The 18690-nt window shown below is 42.5% G+C and carries 7 protein-coding genes; all 7 read left to right on the top strand.

Annotated features, from left to right (window positions below; translation table 11 throughout):
* The first annotated feature begins 37 nt into the window (after positions 1-37).
* On the top strand, positions 38-2551 hold the full coding sequence (locus DN752_RS02490) for a TonB-dependent receptor domain-containing protein (RefSeq protein WP_112782516.1): 2514 nt from the start codon (positions 38-40) through the stop codon (positions 2549-2551).
* A 487-nt stretch (positions 2552-3038) separates the two neighbouring features.
* Positions 3039-6026, top strand: coding sequence for a SusC/RagA family TonB-linked outer membrane protein (locus DN752_RS02485; RefSeq protein WP_112782515.1), 2988 nt, complete (start codon positions 3039-3041; stop codon positions 6024-6026).
* Positions 6027-6058: 32 nt separating this feature from the next.
* Positions 6059-7900, top strand: coding sequence for a RagB/SusD family nutrient uptake outer membrane protein (locus DN752_RS02480; protein WP_112782514.1), 1842 nt, complete (start codon positions 6059-6061; stop codon positions 7898-7900).
* Positions 7901-8505: 605 nt separating this feature from the next.
* Complete coding sequence (locus DN752_RS02475; RefSeq protein ID WP_112782513.1) at positions 8506-10812, top strand: GH92 family glycosyl hydrolase; 2307 nt, start codon at positions 8506-8508, stop codon at positions 10810-10812.
* A 37-nt stretch (positions 10813-10849) separates the two neighbouring features.
* Positions 10850-12532: a hypothetical protein gene (locus DN752_RS02470; protein ID WP_245949433.1), complete on the top strand. Its 1683-nt coding sequence runs from the start codon at positions 10850-10852 to the stop codon at positions 12530-12532.
* 469 nt (positions 12533-13001) lie between these two features.
* Positions 13002-14318, top strand: coding sequence for an alpha-L-fucosidase (locus DN752_RS02465; RefSeq protein ID WP_112782512.1), 1317 nt, complete (start codon positions 13002-13004; stop codon positions 14316-14318).
* 302 nt (positions 14319-14620) lie between these two features.
* Positions 14621-18661, top strand: a complete 4041-nt coding sequence (locus DN752_RS02460; RefSeq protein WP_245949432.1) for a hybrid sensor histidine kinase/response regulator transcription factor — start codon at positions 14621-14623, stop codon at positions 18659-18661.
* The last annotated feature ends 29 nt before the right edge of the window (positions 18662-18690 follow it).

Below are 18690 nucleotides of genomic sequence, written 5' to 3'. Positions count from 1 at the left end.
TCCATTTAAGTGAACTTTCAAATCTAAATCGATATACATGAAATCATTTATTCGAAAAATCGGTGTGTGGGCTCTTTTCCTAGCGGGGACCTTACAGTCAGTCCAGGCACAGGAAGTGTCGGGAAACACCGAAAAAGAATACCAGTTGACTGGAACCGTAGTGGAGGATACCAGCGGGGATCCTGTAGCTTATGCGACAGTGCTTTTGCTGGATGCGGACACCGACAAGCAGGTGTCTGGAGGGGTGGCCGATGATGAAGGCAAGTTTTTCATTACGGGTTTTGACCCGGGGACATATGTGTTAAAGGTGAATTTTGTTGGATTTGCAGCTTTTAGTAGAGCGGGGATTACGGTTTCACCAGGTCAGAGAGCCATTGACCTAGGAGATATCGGCTTGGAAGAAGAGTCTGTATCCCTTGATGAAGTGACTGTACAGGGCCAAAGAGAACTGATCACCGAGAAAGTGGATAGAACAATCTACAATGCCGAAAATGACAAAACTACTGTCGGCGGAGATGCTTCGGATGTATTGAGGAGAGTGCCGATGCTGTCTGTTGACTTGGATGGTAATGTATCCATGCGGGGAAGTAGCAATATTACGGTACTTATCGACAATAAGCCTTCTACCATGTCGGCCAGCTCCATAGCAGATGCACTGAAACAGATCCCGGCCGATGAGATCAAGACAGTGGAAGTCATCACTTCACCATCAGCCAAGTACGATGCAGAAGGTACAGGAGGGGTGATCAATATCGTCACCAAGAAAAATAACCTGCAAGGAAAGTCCATTAGTATCAATACCAGTGCGGGATTAAGAGGGTCGAACTTGGGGATCAATGCCAGCGCCAGGACAGGCAAATGGGGCTTTAACCTTGGTGGTTTTGGCCGGACCGGCTATAACATAAAAGGAGGCTTCGAAAATAACCAAATGGTCACCAATGAAGATGGTTCTGTATCCAATATCATCCAAAGTTCGGATACGAGAAACAATATGCTAATGGGAAGGTATAACTTCGGAGCGGACTACGAAATAGACAAGTACAATTGGCTGGCTGCATCTGTAAATTTTGGGATGTTTAACAGGAAGAGCAAGCAGGATAATTTGTTGACAGAGAATTTCTTGGACGATGAGCTGGTGAGTGCTTTGATGAGGAGAGTGAATACCGAAAACCTTTCCAATACAGTGGATGTGAGTCTAAATTATACCCGTACATATGAGAAACCGCAGAAGGAATTCAGTATTATGGGATTGTATAGCCGTAATAACCGAACGAATGATTTTGTTCAGGCCGTATTGGAAGACGACTTTAGTACCGTTGCCAGTAGGGTCAAAAATGAAAACCCCTCTAATAATCAGGAATTTACCCTACAGCTCGATTATGTTACCCCTTTAGGAGATGGAGAGAACCAGATCCTAGAATACGGAGCTAAAAACATCCTGAGAAGGGTAAGTAGTGATTATGCTTATTTTACGGCGGACGGCGCAGATGGTGAGTATGTTGAAAATGATGATGCATCCTATTCCAATGAGTTTGATTATGATCAAAATGTCACTGCTGGCTATGTTTCATTTACGCAAGGCTTTCTGAAAAACTATACGGCCAAGGCAGGGCTGCGATACGAGTACACCACTATCAATGCGGATTTCAAGACAGGAGAAACCCAAGCGGATATCCCGGACTACGGTGTATTGGTACCTAGCATAAACCTCAGCAGAAAGATGGAAAGTGGCAATATGATCAAGGCTGCATATAACAGAAGGATACAGCGTCCTTCCCTGAGGTATCTTAATCCCAACATCCAAGGATCCAATCCCACTCAGATCACCCAAGGAAATTCACTCTTGGATCCGGAATACACCGATAATTTTGAATTGGCTTACAGTACTTACTTTAAATCTGCCAGTATCAATATTGCCAGTTTTTACCGCAATACCTCTGGATCCATTCAGCCGATCAGGAGTGTATTGGACGAAGGGGTGATATATACCACTTATGAAAACATCGGTAGTGAGCAAGCAGTAGGGCTAAACCTCTTTGCCAATATCAATGTCTCCAACAAGCTTTCCTTCAATGGTGGAATCGATGCTTATTATGCCATGATCGACAACAATGTGGATGACCCGCTGTACAATGCTTCCAATGAGGGATTTGTGGTAAGCGGAAGAATGTTTGGTAACTATAATATTACCGAAACATGGGTGCTGCAAGGTTTTGCCTTTGCCCGTGGCAGAAAAGTAAACCTTCAGGGTTATGATAGTGGTTTTGGTATCTATGGCCTAAATATTAACAAGGAATTTGATGACAAAAAGGGAAGTATAGGTTTTGGTGCGGAAAACTTCTTTACGCCGGAGTTTAAGATGAACAGTGAAATCGTATCACCCACCATCACCCAATACAGCACCAATTCTATGCGCAACATGAACTTTAAGATCAACTTTAGTTATAGGATAGGTAAAATGAGCGTGTCTCCAAAACGAAAAAAGAGATCCATCGAAAATGAAGACCTCAAAGGGGACGACAGCGGGGGAGGAATGATGGGACCAAACTAGAACCGGACAGGAGAAATATGACTGGTCCGCAATAGGCGTTTTAGAATGTAGGATAAACAAAAATAGCATCGGGTGTATACTCGATGCTATTTTTGCTTTAACCCGGAATATGCATTAGCCTATCTGTTGCGACCTGAAACTGCTTCAAAATCAGCCGTTTCACTTTAGTTTTCGGCATAACCGTAGCGGTGCTACGCTAATGCCTCCAAACTAACTGATTTTCTTGCAATTTCAGCTCTCACTACGATTCCTAACGCATAATCCGGGTTTAAGGGAAGGGCCTTTTTTATAATATGACAATAAATAAGGCGGAATAGGTTTTATGATTGCCTCTTTTAGTGATGTACAGGCTGTTTTTTAGTAAAAACGCAATTCATCCATGTTTTTGAATGATATATCCATCATGTAATAATGCGAATTTCCTTACTTCATTGTCAATTAATCCACGAGTAACCACGTGGGTCACTTTAAACCTAAAATAATCTTTATGAAAAAACGTAAACTCTTATTGATAGCTTTATTAATAAGCTACGCAAGTGCTTCCTGGGCTCAGACAAAAGTTTCAGGGGTAGTTACAGATGAAGAAAAAGTGCCAATACCTGGCGTAAATATCCTCGTTAAAGGAACGTCAACAGGTGCCGTAACGGATGTTGAAGGGCACTATTCACTTGAGGTACCAGGTCAAAATACGGTCTTGGTATTTAGCTCCATTGGATATAAATCCCAAGAAGTCACCGTAGGCACCAAATCCCTTATTAATCTATCCATGGAGCCTGATATCAGTTCCCTAGGAGAAGTGGTGGTGATTGGATATGGCGAGATAGAAAAGAAGGATGCAACGGGAGCAATAGGTTCGGTGGAGTCGGAGGACATTGTCCGCGCAAATCCCGTCCAGGCTGCCAAGGCCATCCAAGGCCAAGCTGCAGGTGTGACGGTTTCCAAGCAAAACAGCCGGCCAGGTGCTGGGTATAATATCAACATTCGAGGCCTGAGTTCGATTAATTACAGCAATGAACCATTGGTGGTGATCGATGGGGTCATGGGGGGCGATCTAAATGCGCTGAACCCTGCGGATATCGAGTCTATGGATATTCTTAAGGATGCTTCATCCACAGCTATTTATGGCTCTAGGGGTGCAAATGGCGTGATAATTATCTCTACCAAAAGAGGAGTGAAAGGTAAGCCGGTCGTAAGCTATGATGGATATGTGGGGGTTAAGACTCCCGCCCATCTTCCAGATATGATGAATGCCCAGCAATTTTATAAGGCAAGTGTAACTGACCGTGAACTCAATGGCTATCCTCAGGGCCGGCCTTTCAGTTCTACAGAGATTGACATGGTTGATTCTGGTAATAGCACGAATTGGCTTGATGAGATCTCCGGGCCAGCTTTACAAACAAACCATTCCTTATCAGTAGGAGGAGGAAGCGATAATACCAACTACCATTTTTCAGGTGGATATTTGAATGAAGGCGGGGCATTGCAGCATACAAAATTCCAACGGTACAACATCAAAGGAAGTATGGATAGTAAGTTGACCAAATTCCTAAGGGTTGGTTTTACAGCTAACTACAGTGTTGCAAAGAAAGATTTGGGATCAAATGAAGCACTGAGAAGTGCTTACCGTGCACGTCCGACTGGAGTGGCCTTGTATGATGATATCCTTAATCCGGACGAAAACCAGGATTTTGCATGGAATGGTTATGCCGCTTGGATGGGGATCAATGATAAGCAGGTGTTGAATCCTCTCATCGAAATCGACCCTGAGAATTTCCAAGATGAAACAAGGTCTGATAATTTCTTCGGGAATGCCTATGTAGAACTGATGCCCGTCGAAGGATTGTCCGTCAAGTCCTCCTTGTCTGCGAGTGTGAGCAATTCAAGGTGGGGGCAATTCAGGGGGACAATGACCAAGGACCGAAAGACTTCACTATTGCCGAGAGCATTCCGTCAAACAGATGATATTTCCAATTATACACTTGATAACATCATCACTTATAAGAAAGAGATGGGCCACCATGATGTCACGGTTACAGGTGTACAGAGTATTTTTCATCAGCGAAATGAAGAAATGGATAGCTATGCCGATGAAATCCCTTATAACTCTTTATGGTACGCATTAGGGACAGGAAGGCCAGTCGAATTAAACACACGACTGACAGAAAGGTCATTGCTTTCATATATGGGCCGGGTTATGTACGGATTTAAGGATAAATACCTCTTGACACTTACAGGCCGGTGGGACGGTGCTTCTCAGCTTAGCGAGGAAAATAAATGGGACTTCTTCCCTTCAGCTGCCATTGCATGGAGATTAGGGGATGAAGAGTTTATCAGGAATATGAGTGCGGTATCCGACCTGAAACTTCGTGTGAGCTATGGGTATGTCGGAAATAGCTCGGTAGCTCCTTACAGTACGCAGGCGAGATTGATCAAAACGCCCTATGATTTTGACGGTTCACCGGCATTTGGGTTTGCTCCCGAAAACCTGACCGATAAATCCTTAGGTTGGGAAAAAAGCAAGGAATGGAATATAGGTATCAATGTGGGATTTTTCAATAACAGGATAAGTGGTGTTTTTGAACTTTACCACAGAAATACGGTGGACTTGATCTATAACGAGCAGATCCCTACCTCTTCCGGATTTAGCAGTGTGACCACCAACGTTGGCGAAGTGGCCAATAAGGGCGTTGAGTTGACATTGAATACAGTAAATATAGCGAATAGTAAATTCACATGGTCTACCAGTATCAACTTTGCCAAAAACGTGAATGAGGTAGTCTCCATAGGCAGTGAGGGAATCATGGCGGATATAGCTACAGGTCTTTTTGTAGGTCAGCCGTTAAGGGCGCATTATGCGTATGAATTTGCCGGAATCTGGCAATTGGACGAAGAGGCTGCCGCTGCTGAATATGGTCAGGTACCCGGTTCGGTAAAGGTAGTTGACCAAAACGATGATGGCACTATTTCTACCAATGAGGGAATGGATGACAGGACCATTATTGGTTCAGAACAGCCTGATTGGACGATGGGGATGACCAATAAATTTAGCTATGGCAATTTTGACCTGTCGTTCCTGATCTATACCAGTCAGGGAGCTATATATAGAAACAATATGCTAAGTGGAACAATGGGCCAAATAGGTGCAGGAAGATATAATACGTTGAACCTAAATTACTGGACGGTTAACAATCCCACCAATGATTACTATGGCCCAGGCGTGCCTAATCCGCACGGGGGAGCGATATTCTATCAAGATGCAAGTTTTGTGAGAATCTCTGATATTACATTTGGCTATACCTTGCCGCGGGCTGCGTTGGATAAAATTGGATTTACCAAATTTAGGATGTATGCCCAAGTGAGCAATCCATTTGTTTTCTACGATTTTGATGGAATGGATCCGGAGTTTAATTCCAGTACCTACAATGATGGTATACCAACTGCCACCTATTTGTTTGGATTAAATGTCTCATTTTAACCATTTTATTTCGGACAGTAAAAACTCAAAATATGAAACTATTTAATAAACAGCATATAACAGCACTGGTTCTCTTGGCTTTTTTAGGTACCAGTTGCGATGACTTTCTGGATGAGAATTCGGTTTCCTACCAGACTACAGATAATTACTACGTTACCGAACAGGGATTCGAAGACCTGGTCCGGTCAAACTATACTAAGCTCAGGGAGATACACAAAGAGCGTGATCTGGTATTGATGGGGACGGATATATTTACCAGTACGTCATGGGATGAAGCCGCCAATGGAAACCAAGGCGGGGTGTTAAATGCATATGATATCCGGTTTACACCCAGTGTGGGCGCAGCAACAAAGCTCTGGGATTTGCTATATAAGCAAATTGCCAGGACGAATACAGCCATCTCAAGACAGGAAGGTGTGCAGGGAATGGATCCAGGGCTGCTTGCCATACGAGTAGCAGAAGCCAAATTCCTTAGAGCAATGGCTTATTTCTATGCGGTACAGCAATGGGGGGATATTCCAATGCCTTTGGAGGAGACGACTACTGCTAGTCGGGAAGTGGTCAAAATACCTGCAGCTCAGGTTTATGAACAGATCATCCAAGACTTGGAAGAGGCAGAATCGATATTGCCTGCAAAAGACAATGCCGAGTACGGTAGAGCAACAAAAGGTGCCGCCCGGTTTCTATTGGCAAAAGTTCACTTGACGAGGGGATGGAATTTTAACAACTCCTTGGGGGGAACGGCAGCTGATTTTGAATCGGCCGTCGAATATGCCGACATGATCATCGCTGATTATCCATTGGAGGCTGAATATCGGAATTTATTCCCACTTCATGCGGAGAATCCACTTGAAGAAACGTTTCCTCCAAAAAACGATAAAAACGATGAAATTGTCTTCGCTGTACAGTTCAGTGACAATATCTTGACGAATGGCAGTGATGATGATGAACCCAGTCAGTATGCTATAGGGAATGATTACCATTCGATTTTTGGCAGTGGTGCGGAAGATATTCCAGGTTCTCTGGGAAGAACGAGTGACTATAACCGTCATGGATCAAAAGGGAACTATATCGTCACTCCTGCCGCATACCGGTTGTTTGATCCGGATATTGATACTAGGTACCATCACAATTTCGTAGAAGCCATGTACGCATTGATAGATGTGGCTGATTTTGTACCGAATTTTGATGATCCGTCTACCACCATCGATATCGCAAAAGGCGATACGGTATTGTATTTTCCCCCGTGGAACAATCCAGCCAGTGACCAAAACAAAGGCATGGATGTAGGAGGTAGTAAGCCCTATGCCGTACTGAATGTGGATGAAATCGGTATTAATCCAATTTCTCCCTATCATGTGGATGATAAAACGCCCCTAATGTGGAAGTTTTGGGAGCCGGGCATTCCTTACGATGATGCTATGGGAACCTTTGATCTGGCCTTATTCCGCTCTGCAGAAGCCTATTTAATAGCAGCAGAAGCGATCCTAAAAGGGGCTGCACCTGGTGACTTGGGAGGAGCAGAGGTCTATTATAATACGATAGTGGACCGAGCACTAGGAGCCAATGCGGGTGCTGATCCCTTGCGTGCTGAAGAGCCTGCCAACTTGGCTTCCTTGAGCACGGTATCCTACCGGGCAAACGGAAACTTGGACATCGATATGGTTTTGGATGAACGGGCGAGGGAATTGATGGGCGAATATTGCCGGTGGTTTGATCTGAAAAGAACTGGTAGATTGATCGATCGGACCACCTTGATGAACCCTTGGACCGCCGCATTGGGGCAGATGGAAGCCAAGCATTACTTACGTCCGATTCCCCAGAAAGAGATTGATAGGTCAATCCCGTCGATTTCCCAAAACGAAGGGTATTAGAATGATCGATTCAGCATTTATTCATTCTGGATATTAATTGGTAGTTTTAAACTTGGAATATGCATTAGGCTATCTACGCTCCGGCACTCAGGTATTGCGACCTGATTCGCCGGGGCGGACGGTAAACCTGTCAAATGGCCAGATAGAACCGGAAACTAACTGATTTTCTTGTGCTTTCAGCTTCCGCTGCGATTCCTAATGCATATTCCGGGTTAAGAAAGGCAGATGATATATTCAGTCTGCCTTTTTATCAAACACCCTTGAATCACCATGTTTTATAGGTTTTTTATTTCTGTAAAGGAGTTCGTTTTCGGTAATGAACATGCGAGAATGACTACCATGACAAGAGGGCTGAGCGCAGATGGAGAAATGTATGCCAGCTCGTATGGGAGGCAGTAAAAACTGACAGAAAGGTCGATAGGAAGGAGATGGTCACAAGATTGAGCCATCGGAAAAAGGAAAAGAATAGTAAAAGTATATAATGTGCCCTAATATTCAGTAGGGCTTGTGCTTTGACGATTAAAAATATTGATACAAAAGTCTTTTTTGATTATTTGTTTGGTTTGGAAATATAAAATACTTTCGTTGTTTTAAATATAAAATACATGGATAAGAGGAAATTGTATTTGCAGGTTATCATATACCTGACTTTGGGAACCATCAGTTCTTGTCAACAAAAAGTAAAAACGGTAGATAAACATGGAGAGCAGAAGACCTATTCAGAGTTGGTCTACCCATTGTTGGATTCGGAGAATTCCAGGTGGTTTTTCTTTTCGTCCGCAAGCCGGCCGTTTGGGATGGTTAACCTAAGTCCCGATACAGAAATTGATGGTGCATGGGGGAGCGGCTACAGGTATAAGACCGACACGATAAGAGGCTTCAGCCATATTCATGCATGGCAAATGTCCGGTATCTCCGTAATGCCAGTGACGGTGTCAGCTGCAAATGAAAGCACCATTTTTGAAGATTTTTATTCCAAGTTTAGCCACGAAACTGAAAGGATTTCTCCGGGATATCACTATGTGGACCTAGACAGGTTCAAAATAGCATCTGAACTGACCAGTACCACACGTGTAGGCCTCCATCAGTATACCTATCCAGAAGACTCCCAGTCAGCCATCTTATTTAACCTTAACACCATGCTCGGGCCATGCGAAAATATGGATGGAGAGCTCACCCAGAACAGCGATAATGAGCTTTCGGGAAAAGTGGTGATGGATGCTACCCACAGAAGGCCAAAGCCTTTTACAGTTTATTTTAAAGTACTGTTGAATACCGATGTCACCTCAGTAAAAAAGGATGATAAGACCGGCAATTATTTGATAAAACTTGATGATCCCCGCAAGAAAGTCCTAATGAAAGTTGGGGTTTCTTATACATCAGTAGAAAATGCAGGGCTTAATATCGAAGAAGAAATGCCTCATTGGGATTTTGATAAGGTAGTGAGGGAATCTACCGAGGAGTGGAATGGTCTATTGGGTAGGATCAAAGTAGAGGGAGGAACAGCCACCGATCAACGAAGATTTTATACGGATTTGTGGCATTCCTTGCAGGGGAGAAGGATCATTAACGACGTAAATGGTGCCTATCCAGACAATACAGGTGAAGTGTTTAGGATAGGTCAGTTACCTCTTGATTCAAATGGCAAACCAGAATTCAACCACTTTAACTCCGACTCTTATTGGGGCGCCCAATGGACAATCAACACCCTTTGGGGACTCGTCTATCCTGAGATTAAACAGCAATTTGTTTATTCGCTCCTACAATATCAAAAAGACGGTGGCCTGGTGCCCAGGGGGCCTTCTGGAGGAAACTACACCTATGTGATGACAGGAGCTTCCAGTACCCCTTTTATCGTGAGCGCTATTCAGGAAGGGCTGGTTACAGAAGACTTGGAGAGCATTTACCAAATCCTGAAAAAAAACCACATGATCGGCGGAATCATGGAAAAAGCAGGATATGAACATCACACAAATTATGGTGGAGGGCTCAAATACTATATTGAAAATGGCTATGTGCCGTACCCGATACCGGAAGGGAAATTTGGAGGTCATCAGGATGGTGCAGGCCTTACGATGGAATACGCCTATCAGGATTGGACACTCGCACAGTTGGCCAAAAAACTGGGGCATGAAGCGGATTATGGCTATTTTATAAAACGTTCCGAAAATTTCAAAAATGTATATGATGAAACAACTGGATGGATGCGTCCAAAAAATGTCGAGGGCGAGTGGTTGGAGAAGTTTGATCCTTACCAGTACAAAGTCGGTTTTGTCGAAGCTAACGCAGCACAGGCCACTTGGTTTGTACCCCATAATTTAGAAGGGCTGGCGGAGCTGATGGGAGGGCGTGATAAAGCGGTCCAACAACTAAATGGGCAATTTGAAGAGGCTAGTAAATTGGACTTTACAGCGGGGACCTCCCACGACCTGGAAGAGCATCCTGAGTATAGAAAAATACCAATAAACTATGGAAACCAGCCATCGATACAGACGGCTTTTGTTTTTCATCAGATAGGAAGACCGGATTTGACGCAGTATTGGAGCCGTAATGTGGTAAGGGAAACCTTCAGCGGTTTGTCCCCATCCACGGGCTATAATGGTGATGAAGACCAGGGACTGATGGGGAGTTTGGCCGTAATGATGAAAATAGGTCTTTTTCAAATGAATGGAGGCGTAGATGAAGATCCTGTGTATCAAATAGGCAGTCCCCTCTTTGATAAAATTAGTATTGACTTGAACCCAGACTTCTATTCCAATGCTACTTTTACCATTGAAGCGGACAATAATAGCGAAGAAAATGTATATGTAAAGTCAGCGAAATGGAATAATGAAGTGCTTGAGGGCTACGTGATTCATAATAGTCAGATTACAAAAGGAGGAAGACTGGTCCTTCAAATGGCCGACCAGTAACATTGGACGCAGGTGATGGATGTCAATAGTAAGACCGATGAAGGCTAAGAAGGTAGTAATGTATTATTTGGCTATTCCTCTGGGGATATTGTCATTACTGATCGTGCTCAATAATAAGCAGCTTAAATCCTGGGCCTTTGGTCCAATAAAATACCGTAACGTGGAGGTGGCGACAGGTAATATGCCTGTTCCTCATGACCGGACATTGGCGTGGAAAGAGGAGTCGGCTTTTGCCGATAGTATTTATAGCATCCTTGCCAAAATGCCCATTACCGAAGAGATGCTTTTAAAAAAAGGGAATACTGCCCGGGTTCTTTTAGCTAGGCTGATGCTAAAACAGCATGTTGACGAAGTAAATGAAATAATACAAAAGATGACCGTTTGGGGAAATTGTGGTTCTTCATGGCCATTAAACCCGAAAGGTGACTATGATTTTCCACTCACCATCCTGACGACCATCCTTTGGAAATTCGGTGATGATCCTGCGGTGATTTATCCCGACACCAAAGACCACTTGGTGGATGTCCTCTTGTCGGAGGATGGTGGCAGGTTCAGCTACACCGTTCCTAGAACGTTGGGGCTGGTCATGGAGACCGAAAATCACCTGCTGATGACAGAAGGGTCGAGGTACCTGAAAAACAGATGGTTACGGTTGGAGGGGAATACCGACAGCCGCTATGATAATGTGCAAAATGGCATGGAGGAAAAGCTATTGTCCCTATTGGATGAGATGAAAACCAATGGCCTCTATGAATTTAATTCCATTCCCTATTTAGGATATACCATTACTGCCTTGCTTAACCTAGAAGCTTTCGCCTCCGATAAAGTAAGGCAATCGGCCAGAGACGTACTCGACTATATCAACTGGAGTTATGCGTTGAACAGTCTCCATTTAAAGCATTTTCCACCAATGCGCAGGAGGTATGAAAAAGCAAGTATCGAGGAGCTTACGACGGATTACCATGCGGCATTTGTTAAATCCTGGCTGAGTTATTCGCAAATTGAAGACTATGACAAAAACGTGGGCGTAGCCATCAGGCATGCTGTGATGGGAGCCTGCATGCCTTATCGGCCATCTGACCTGTTTGTAGAGGTGCTCTTTAATAAAGGTGAAGGGTATTTTGTCCGTCAGGGCCATGGACCGGAAGCGTCACCAGAAATCAGTAGTGCAGGGAAGAATTTCCTGATTAGTGCCGGCGGTGTGAACAGGGGAAGAAGTTCACAGATTGTCGCTAGGCCCATTTGTCTTTTTATAAAGGATAATGCCGATCATTTGTCTGAAATAATCCACTTATCCGGGCCTGGGGAGGATTTTATGGACTGGAACAATACAGGCGTATATGAAGATTTTGCGTGTGCAGCAGGCCCCGTATCTGTGCCCAAGGGGATGGATGCAGTGGTCAAAGAAGGTAATTGGTCTTCTTTTTCAGGAGCCAACGGGGTAAGCATAGTGATGTATTCTAGTGATAGCCTCGGGGTAATAGCTGTATTTGAGGATGTAGAAGCATCGGCCATCTTCGAAGAGGTCTTAAATAATAACCCTGATTCTGGGCGTTTGAATACTCAATTTCAATTTCCCGGTGGGCCTTTACTAACCTACGATGTCAATGCTGAAAAAGACCAATGGGTGTTGGTGGCCGAAGATGGGCAAAAACTCAATAGGGATTTTGATTCATGGCCACTTATCGAAGGTGATTTGGCAATAGAAAAATCACCGTAATTAAACCCGGAATATGCATTAGCCTATCTGTTGCGACTTGAAACTGCTTCAAAATCAGCCGTTTCACTTTAGTTTTCGGCATAACCGTAGCGGTGCTACGCTAATGCCTCCAAACTAACTGATTTTCTTGCAATTTCAGCTCTCACTACGATTCCTAATGCATAATCCGGGTTAATAGTATCCTTGGAGGTGTGGGCATCCACGCGGCGGATCAGGACATAATATCTGTGTGGCGTAGATCGACCAATGTCAATGCCTCTTTCGGGACAAAAAACTAGTGAAATTGATTGATTAATAAACCATAATATGTATATCCGCAATGATACCAGTAATCACAGGGATATGAAATAGGTCCTCACAGAAACCACGGAAATCTCAGAAAAGCGTTGTTTCATTCTGGGTTTTCTGTGCGTTCGGCGAGAAATAAAAACTACTGGCAAGAAAGCGTATAATCAAAAACCATAAAATAATGATCAAAAGTAAAAAATGCATATTGACGTTTTTATTATGTCTGTTGAGTATTGCTGGTTTTAGTCAGCTTAAAAACAACCCTGCGTTGGAAGAAGACTTTATGGATATGGGGTTTGGGATTTTTGTGCATTGGAGCGTAGACTCACAGTTGGGAAGTGTCATTAGCCATTCCATGGTAGGGGCTTCCGAAGATTATGTGGAGCGCTATATGACAGAACTCCCGAGTACATTCTACCCAAAGGATTATGACCCGGACGAATGGGCAAGGCTATTTAAATTGACAGGGGCTGAGTATGTGGTATTCACTACCAAACACCACAATGGGTTTTGCATGTGGGATACACAAACGACAGATTTTAACATCATGAATACGCCATACGGCAAAGACATTACCGCTATGTTAGTGGAGTCATTGCGGAAATTTGGATTAAAAGTAGGGTTTTATTTTTCTCCTGAAGACTTTAGTTTTATCCACAATCAAGGACATTTGATTTCGAGAAAAGGCCCAATGACACAGGTTACTGACAATGAAGAACTATATGAATATGCCAAAAAACAGGTGGACGAATTATTCACCAATTATGGCAATATCGACATGGTGTTTTTTGACTCTTTTTCTAATCAGAACTTGGTGCAATATGTACATGAAGAGTATCCGGACATCGTCGTGACCAGAGGGGAAATGGAAACCCCGGAACAAAAAATCCCTGACGCTCCTCTTCCGGGTCCTTGGGAAACCTGTATGACCATGGGAACACAGTGGGCCTACAAGCCTACCAACGAAGAGTACAAAGATGGAGGGGACTTGATCAATAAGCTGATAGAAATCAGGGCCAAAGGAGGTAATTTTTTAATGAATATTGGGCCTAAGCCCAATGGTGAAATCCCCATAGAGCAGGAGGAACGTTTGCGTGAAATGGCACTTTGGATGTTTATAAATAACGAATCAGTCAAGAATGTAAGAACGGTGCCCAGTGTGATCAAAGAAGGGGACTTATGGTTTACCAAGGCCAAGGATGACAATACGGCCTATGTTTTTATCACCAACCAGACAGCGTGGCCCTATGGTAAAAGAAGACTTTTTTATACCGAAAGCATCAGGGGAACCGATCAAACTGAAATTTCCGTCCTAGGACAAAACGATTTGGTGGTCGAGTATTCACCCGATAATAAGCCCACCACCCGCTACAGTCAGCGAGAAGATAAACTGGAATTATCTATCACCAGGGCCCAGCGGGTTTACAATAACAAAACTTGGCCAAACCCCATCGTAGTGAAGCTGACAAATGTGGAGTTTGTGCAGTCTGAAAAATGACCTCTCATAAAGCCAGCATCAAATGGGACAAAGCACTTGGTTCATCCCAATTCCCCAGCGAGGCGACTGATTTTGTCTGCTGCGCCAGATCAGACCGCAATACCTGTGCGCGGCGTAGATAGGTCAATACAAGTCCTTTGGTGAAGAATGGAGTGCTTTCGTGATGCATATGAAAGCATCTGGCTTTCTGTTCTTAGGCAGTTTTTGATCGGGGTTTGGATTATGGCTGATGACAATAAACAAATCCTATTTCTACTATAAGTTAGAAAGAAGTAGATTACTGGGTGTAATGCAGTTTGCTAATGAAACAACGTTTAGTTCTATCATTTTTATTGATCATGTCGATTTCATACGCTGTAGCTCAAAGCATAGAATTTGAGCATTATAACGATGAAGATGGATTGTCTCATAATTCCATCAGACATATAGTTCAGGACCAGCAGGGGGCTGTTTGGTTGGGGACCTTTTATGGTTTAAATCGATTTGATGGATTCCAGTTTAAGAACTATTTGAGTAATGATGTAGGAACGAATTCACTATATAATGAAGATATTACAGCTTTAAAATTAGATAGCACATCGAATAGTTTATGGATTGGGACTAGGAAAGGTCTGTCCCACCTGCAGCTCGATACGCATGTTTTTACGACCTATTTACCGGATAAAGATGATCCGAATAGCTTACCTGATGAGGAAGTGCGCTCTGTCTATATAGATAAGTTTGCCCGGGTTTGGGTTGGTACAAAATACGCAGGCCTATATTTGTTTGAACGTGATAAGAATACGTTTACTAAAGTTCCGCTGGAAGGGTTTAACTATGTTAAAGAAATCTTTGAGGATAATAAGGGCAATATTTGGATAGGTTCTTATGAAACTGCTGGCGTTGCCAGAATCAAACTTGGCAGTACAGGGATTATTTCAGAAATCAGCTATTTCACATTGGAGATACCGGATGCGTCAGCCATTAACCCATACTTGTATTTTATATACGAAGATGCAAAAGGTGATATTTTTGTAGGAACCAGGGAAGGGCTATACAAGTTTGATAAAGCCCTTGATGTTTTTGTCAATTTATATATAGAAGATGATCAGATAAGGGATAAGCTAGGGCCTTATTTTTTATGTGTGGCACAAGCTCCAGATGGTAAATACTGGGTGGGAACGCTAGGAGGTTTGCTGGTTTGTGATGCTTTGGAAGATATAAGTAAAGGGGATTATCAGTGGCACTTCGCCGTATTATCAGACGACCAGTCATTAGTTGATAATTTGGTGTCCGCGCTGTATTTTGACCCATCGGGTGTGCTGTGGATCGGGACGGAAGAGGGGCTGGATAAATATGATCCCTACGAAAACCAATTTAAAACCAATAAGGGCATATCAAAGTACATCGAAAATCAGGCTCCTCGAATTAGGGGATTTTCGAAGACCTATTTAGATGAAGTAGTAGTCGCCACTAGGCATAATGGTCTTTTTATTTCTGAAGCGGGAGATTTCGTCCCGCTGTTCAGTGGCAATTATGACATTGCAAGCATATATTCTCCTGATGGAGAAACCTTTTATTGTGGTTTATGGAATGGACAAGTACTGGTTTATAATTATATCAAACAAACGTCCGAAATTATAGATGTTGGTTTTAAAGCCTCTCCCATTATTAATTTTGTCGACTATGAGGACTATTTTTTGGTATGTTCTTATGGTGAAGGTGCCAGGTTTATCGATAAGCATACGTTAAAACCATCTATTCACCTACTACCAAATTTTGAAATAAACAAAGTAGCCGTTGACTTGGACAAGAACCTATGGTTTGCGACCGAAACAGGGGTGGTTATGTACAATGTGGCAAAGAAGAAACCCGTCGTATTTGGAGAGAGTAATCAATCCAACCGTGGCCTTCCCCATGAGAATGTAAGCGATATAATGATAGATTCCAGGGACTTAATATGGGCTGCTACCCGAAAAGGGCTGGCAGTTTTTGATTACCAAAACAATACTTTCAAACAACTATCAAAACCAAAAGAATTGAATGGTGAGTGGGTGACTGATATTGTTGAGGATGCCAATGGTTATTTGTGGCTCAATATGAATGACAATAATATATCCAGGCTTGATGTAGATAACAACTTGGTGAATATTTATAATGTAAGCAGCGGTAACAGGCTTGATGTATTTAGTTCCAGTGGATTTTACCATTTCAATAATTCAAAAATTTATTTGGGCGGAAAGAATGGGGTCATCTATTTTTCCCCGTTGAGTATTAAGCAAAATGAGTGGTCTCCTAAACCGGTAATTACAGCGTTTAAAGTAAATAATGAATTAGTGGTGCCAGGAGTGAGGATAAACGGACAAGTTCCTCTTACTAAAGATTTTAATTATTCCAGAAACGTTTCGCTTAACTATAAAAACAGAAACTTTTCGATTCAGTTTTCGAATGCTTCGTTTACCAATCAGCGTTTAAACAAATTCGAATACATGCTGGAGGGATTTGATCAAGAATGGATAGAGACCAGTAGCAACTCCAGGACAGTCCAATACACCAATTTGTCTTCGGGGACTTATCATTTCAGGATTCGCTCTAGTAACAGTGATGGTAAATGGAGTGAGGTGTCATCATATATGATCAAAATATCACCTCCTTTTTGGGCTAGTTACCCGGGAATAGCCCTTATGCTATGCTTTTTGGGTTTGATAGGTTATTTTACAAGAAAGCAAATAAAGTTTCGTGTTATGCTAAAACAAGAACTGCTGACAGAAAAAGTTCAAAGGGAGCGGGATGAAAAACTCAATAATGAAAAACTACGGTTTTTTACCAATATTTCTCATGAGCTCAGGACACCTCTTTCGTTGATACTGGGGCCTGTAAAGCAAATTCTGGAACATGACAACAGCGATGATTATATTAAGAGCAAAGCCAACCTAATCAATCATAGCACCAGTAGACTCTTAAGGTTAGTCAATCAAATTCTTGATTTCAGACGTGCCGAAGGAGGAGAGATCAAGTTAAAAGTCTCCAAAGTAGATATAGTGCCCAGAACAAAAGATATTTTCTGTTCTTTTATAGAATTGGCGCAGTCAAAAAGTATAAATATCAATTTTAATGTGGAAGAGGAGTCTATTGAATGTTGGATAGATATAGATAAATACAATAAAATACTATATAATCTACTGTCAAACGCCATAAAATTCACCAACAGTCATGGACATGTAGATTTGTTTATCGGAGTAAAGGGCAACGGGTCCAAAACCTTGATAGTAGAAGTCAGTGATGATGGGATTGGGATTCCTTTAGAAAGTCAGGAGAAAATTTTCAATAGGTTTTATCAGGCCTCAAATAGTAAAGATAATACTACAGGTACTGGTATTGGGTTATCACTTGTAAAATCTTTAGTTGGAATTCACAAAGGTAAAATAGTTGTTAAAAGTTCTTGTGACAGCTCGGGAAGTATATTCACGGTAGAATTACCGATTTCTGAAAGTGCATATAGCAGCAGTGAACTATCCAGTTTCGTGCCGGATACGCAGGAAACAGCTTCCTCTGGCTTCGCAAAACCATTGAACACGCCTGATGTCTACACTACTCCCAAAACAAATATAGACGTGAAGTCACCGATATTGGTAATTGATGATAGCTCGGAACTTCGAAATTATTTAATAGAGTTCCTTTCCGGGCATTTTAAAGTTTATGGAGCAGAAAATGGCAAGGTGGGATTAGAGCTGTGCCGTAAGATCAAACCTGTCCTTTGTGTGGTTGATGTGATGATGCCGGTTATGGATGGTTTTGAATTTGTCAAAGCACTCAAAAGCGATGAAATTATCAGTCACACGGCCATTGTATTGCTGACTGCTTTGGGCGAAAATGAAAACCGGATAAAAGGATATAAAATTGGAATAGACGGGTACTTGGTGAAGCCTTTTGATCCCTCGCTGTTAAAATCAAGAATCGATAATATTATCAAAATCCGGTTTGAACTTAAACAGCGGTTTTCTGAAGAGACAGAAAGTGAGGTGACCAGCTTGGCGTATTCACAACTCGATATTGACCTGATCTCAAATATCAAGGAAATTGTAGAGATAAACCTTGCTAATCCTGCATTGACCCCTGCATTTTTAAGTTCGGAATTGGCACTAAGCTCATCCAAATTATACAGAAAAATATCCGAGCTGACCGATATGTCCCCAAATGAGTTTATAAGGACAATACGACTCAAAAAAGCGGCATCCCTGTTGAAAACAAAAAACTATAATGTCTCGGAAGTCGCCCATGCTGTTGGGTTCAATGACCCTCTTTATTTTAGTCGACGATTTAAGAAGCAATTTGGGTATGCACCAAGTGAATTGATTAAATAGACAAGGGTGTATCATGATTTTTGATGATT

The organism is Echinicola strongylocentroti, assembly GCF_003260975.1.
In the GTDB taxonomy this organism is placed as follows: domain Bacteria; phylum Bacteroidota; class Bacteroidia; order Cytophagales; family Cyclobacteriaceae; genus Echinicola; species Echinicola strongylocentroti.
The sequence above is the reverse complement of the archived record's forward strand: the minus strand, read 5'-3'. Positions and strand labels throughout refer to the sequence as shown.

What these genes read in the sequence shown, in the direction of transcription:
- DN752_RS02490 (WP_112782516.1), top strand. Translation starts at nt 38, where the DNA reads ATGAAATCATTTATTCGAAAAATCGGTGTGTGGGCTCTTTTCCTAGCG.
- DN752_RS02485 (WP_112782515.1), top strand. Translation starts at nt 3,039, where the DNA reads ATGAAAAAACGTAAACTCTTATTGATAGCTTTATTAATAAGCTACGCA.
- DN752_RS02480 (WP_112782514.1), top strand. Translation starts at nt 6,059, where the DNA reads ATGAAACTATTTAATAAACAGCATATAACAGCACTGGTTCTCTTGGCT.
- DN752_RS02475 (WP_112782513.1), top strand. Translation starts at nt 8,506, where the DNA reads ATGGATAAGAGGAAATTGTATTTGCAGGTTATCATATACCTGACTTTG.
- DN752_RS02470 (WP_245949433.1), top strand. Translation starts at nt 10,850, where the DNA reads ATGAAGGCTAAGAAGGTAGTAATGTATTATTTGGCTATTCCTCTGGGG.
- DN752_RS02465 (WP_112782512.1), top strand. Translation starts at nt 13,002, where the DNA reads ATGATCAAAAGTAAAAAATGCATATTGACGTTTTTATTATGTCTGTTG.
- DN752_RS02460 (WP_245949432.1), top strand. Translation starts at nt 14,621, where the DNA reads ATGAAACAACGTTTAGTTCTATCATTTTTATTGATCATGTCGATTTCA.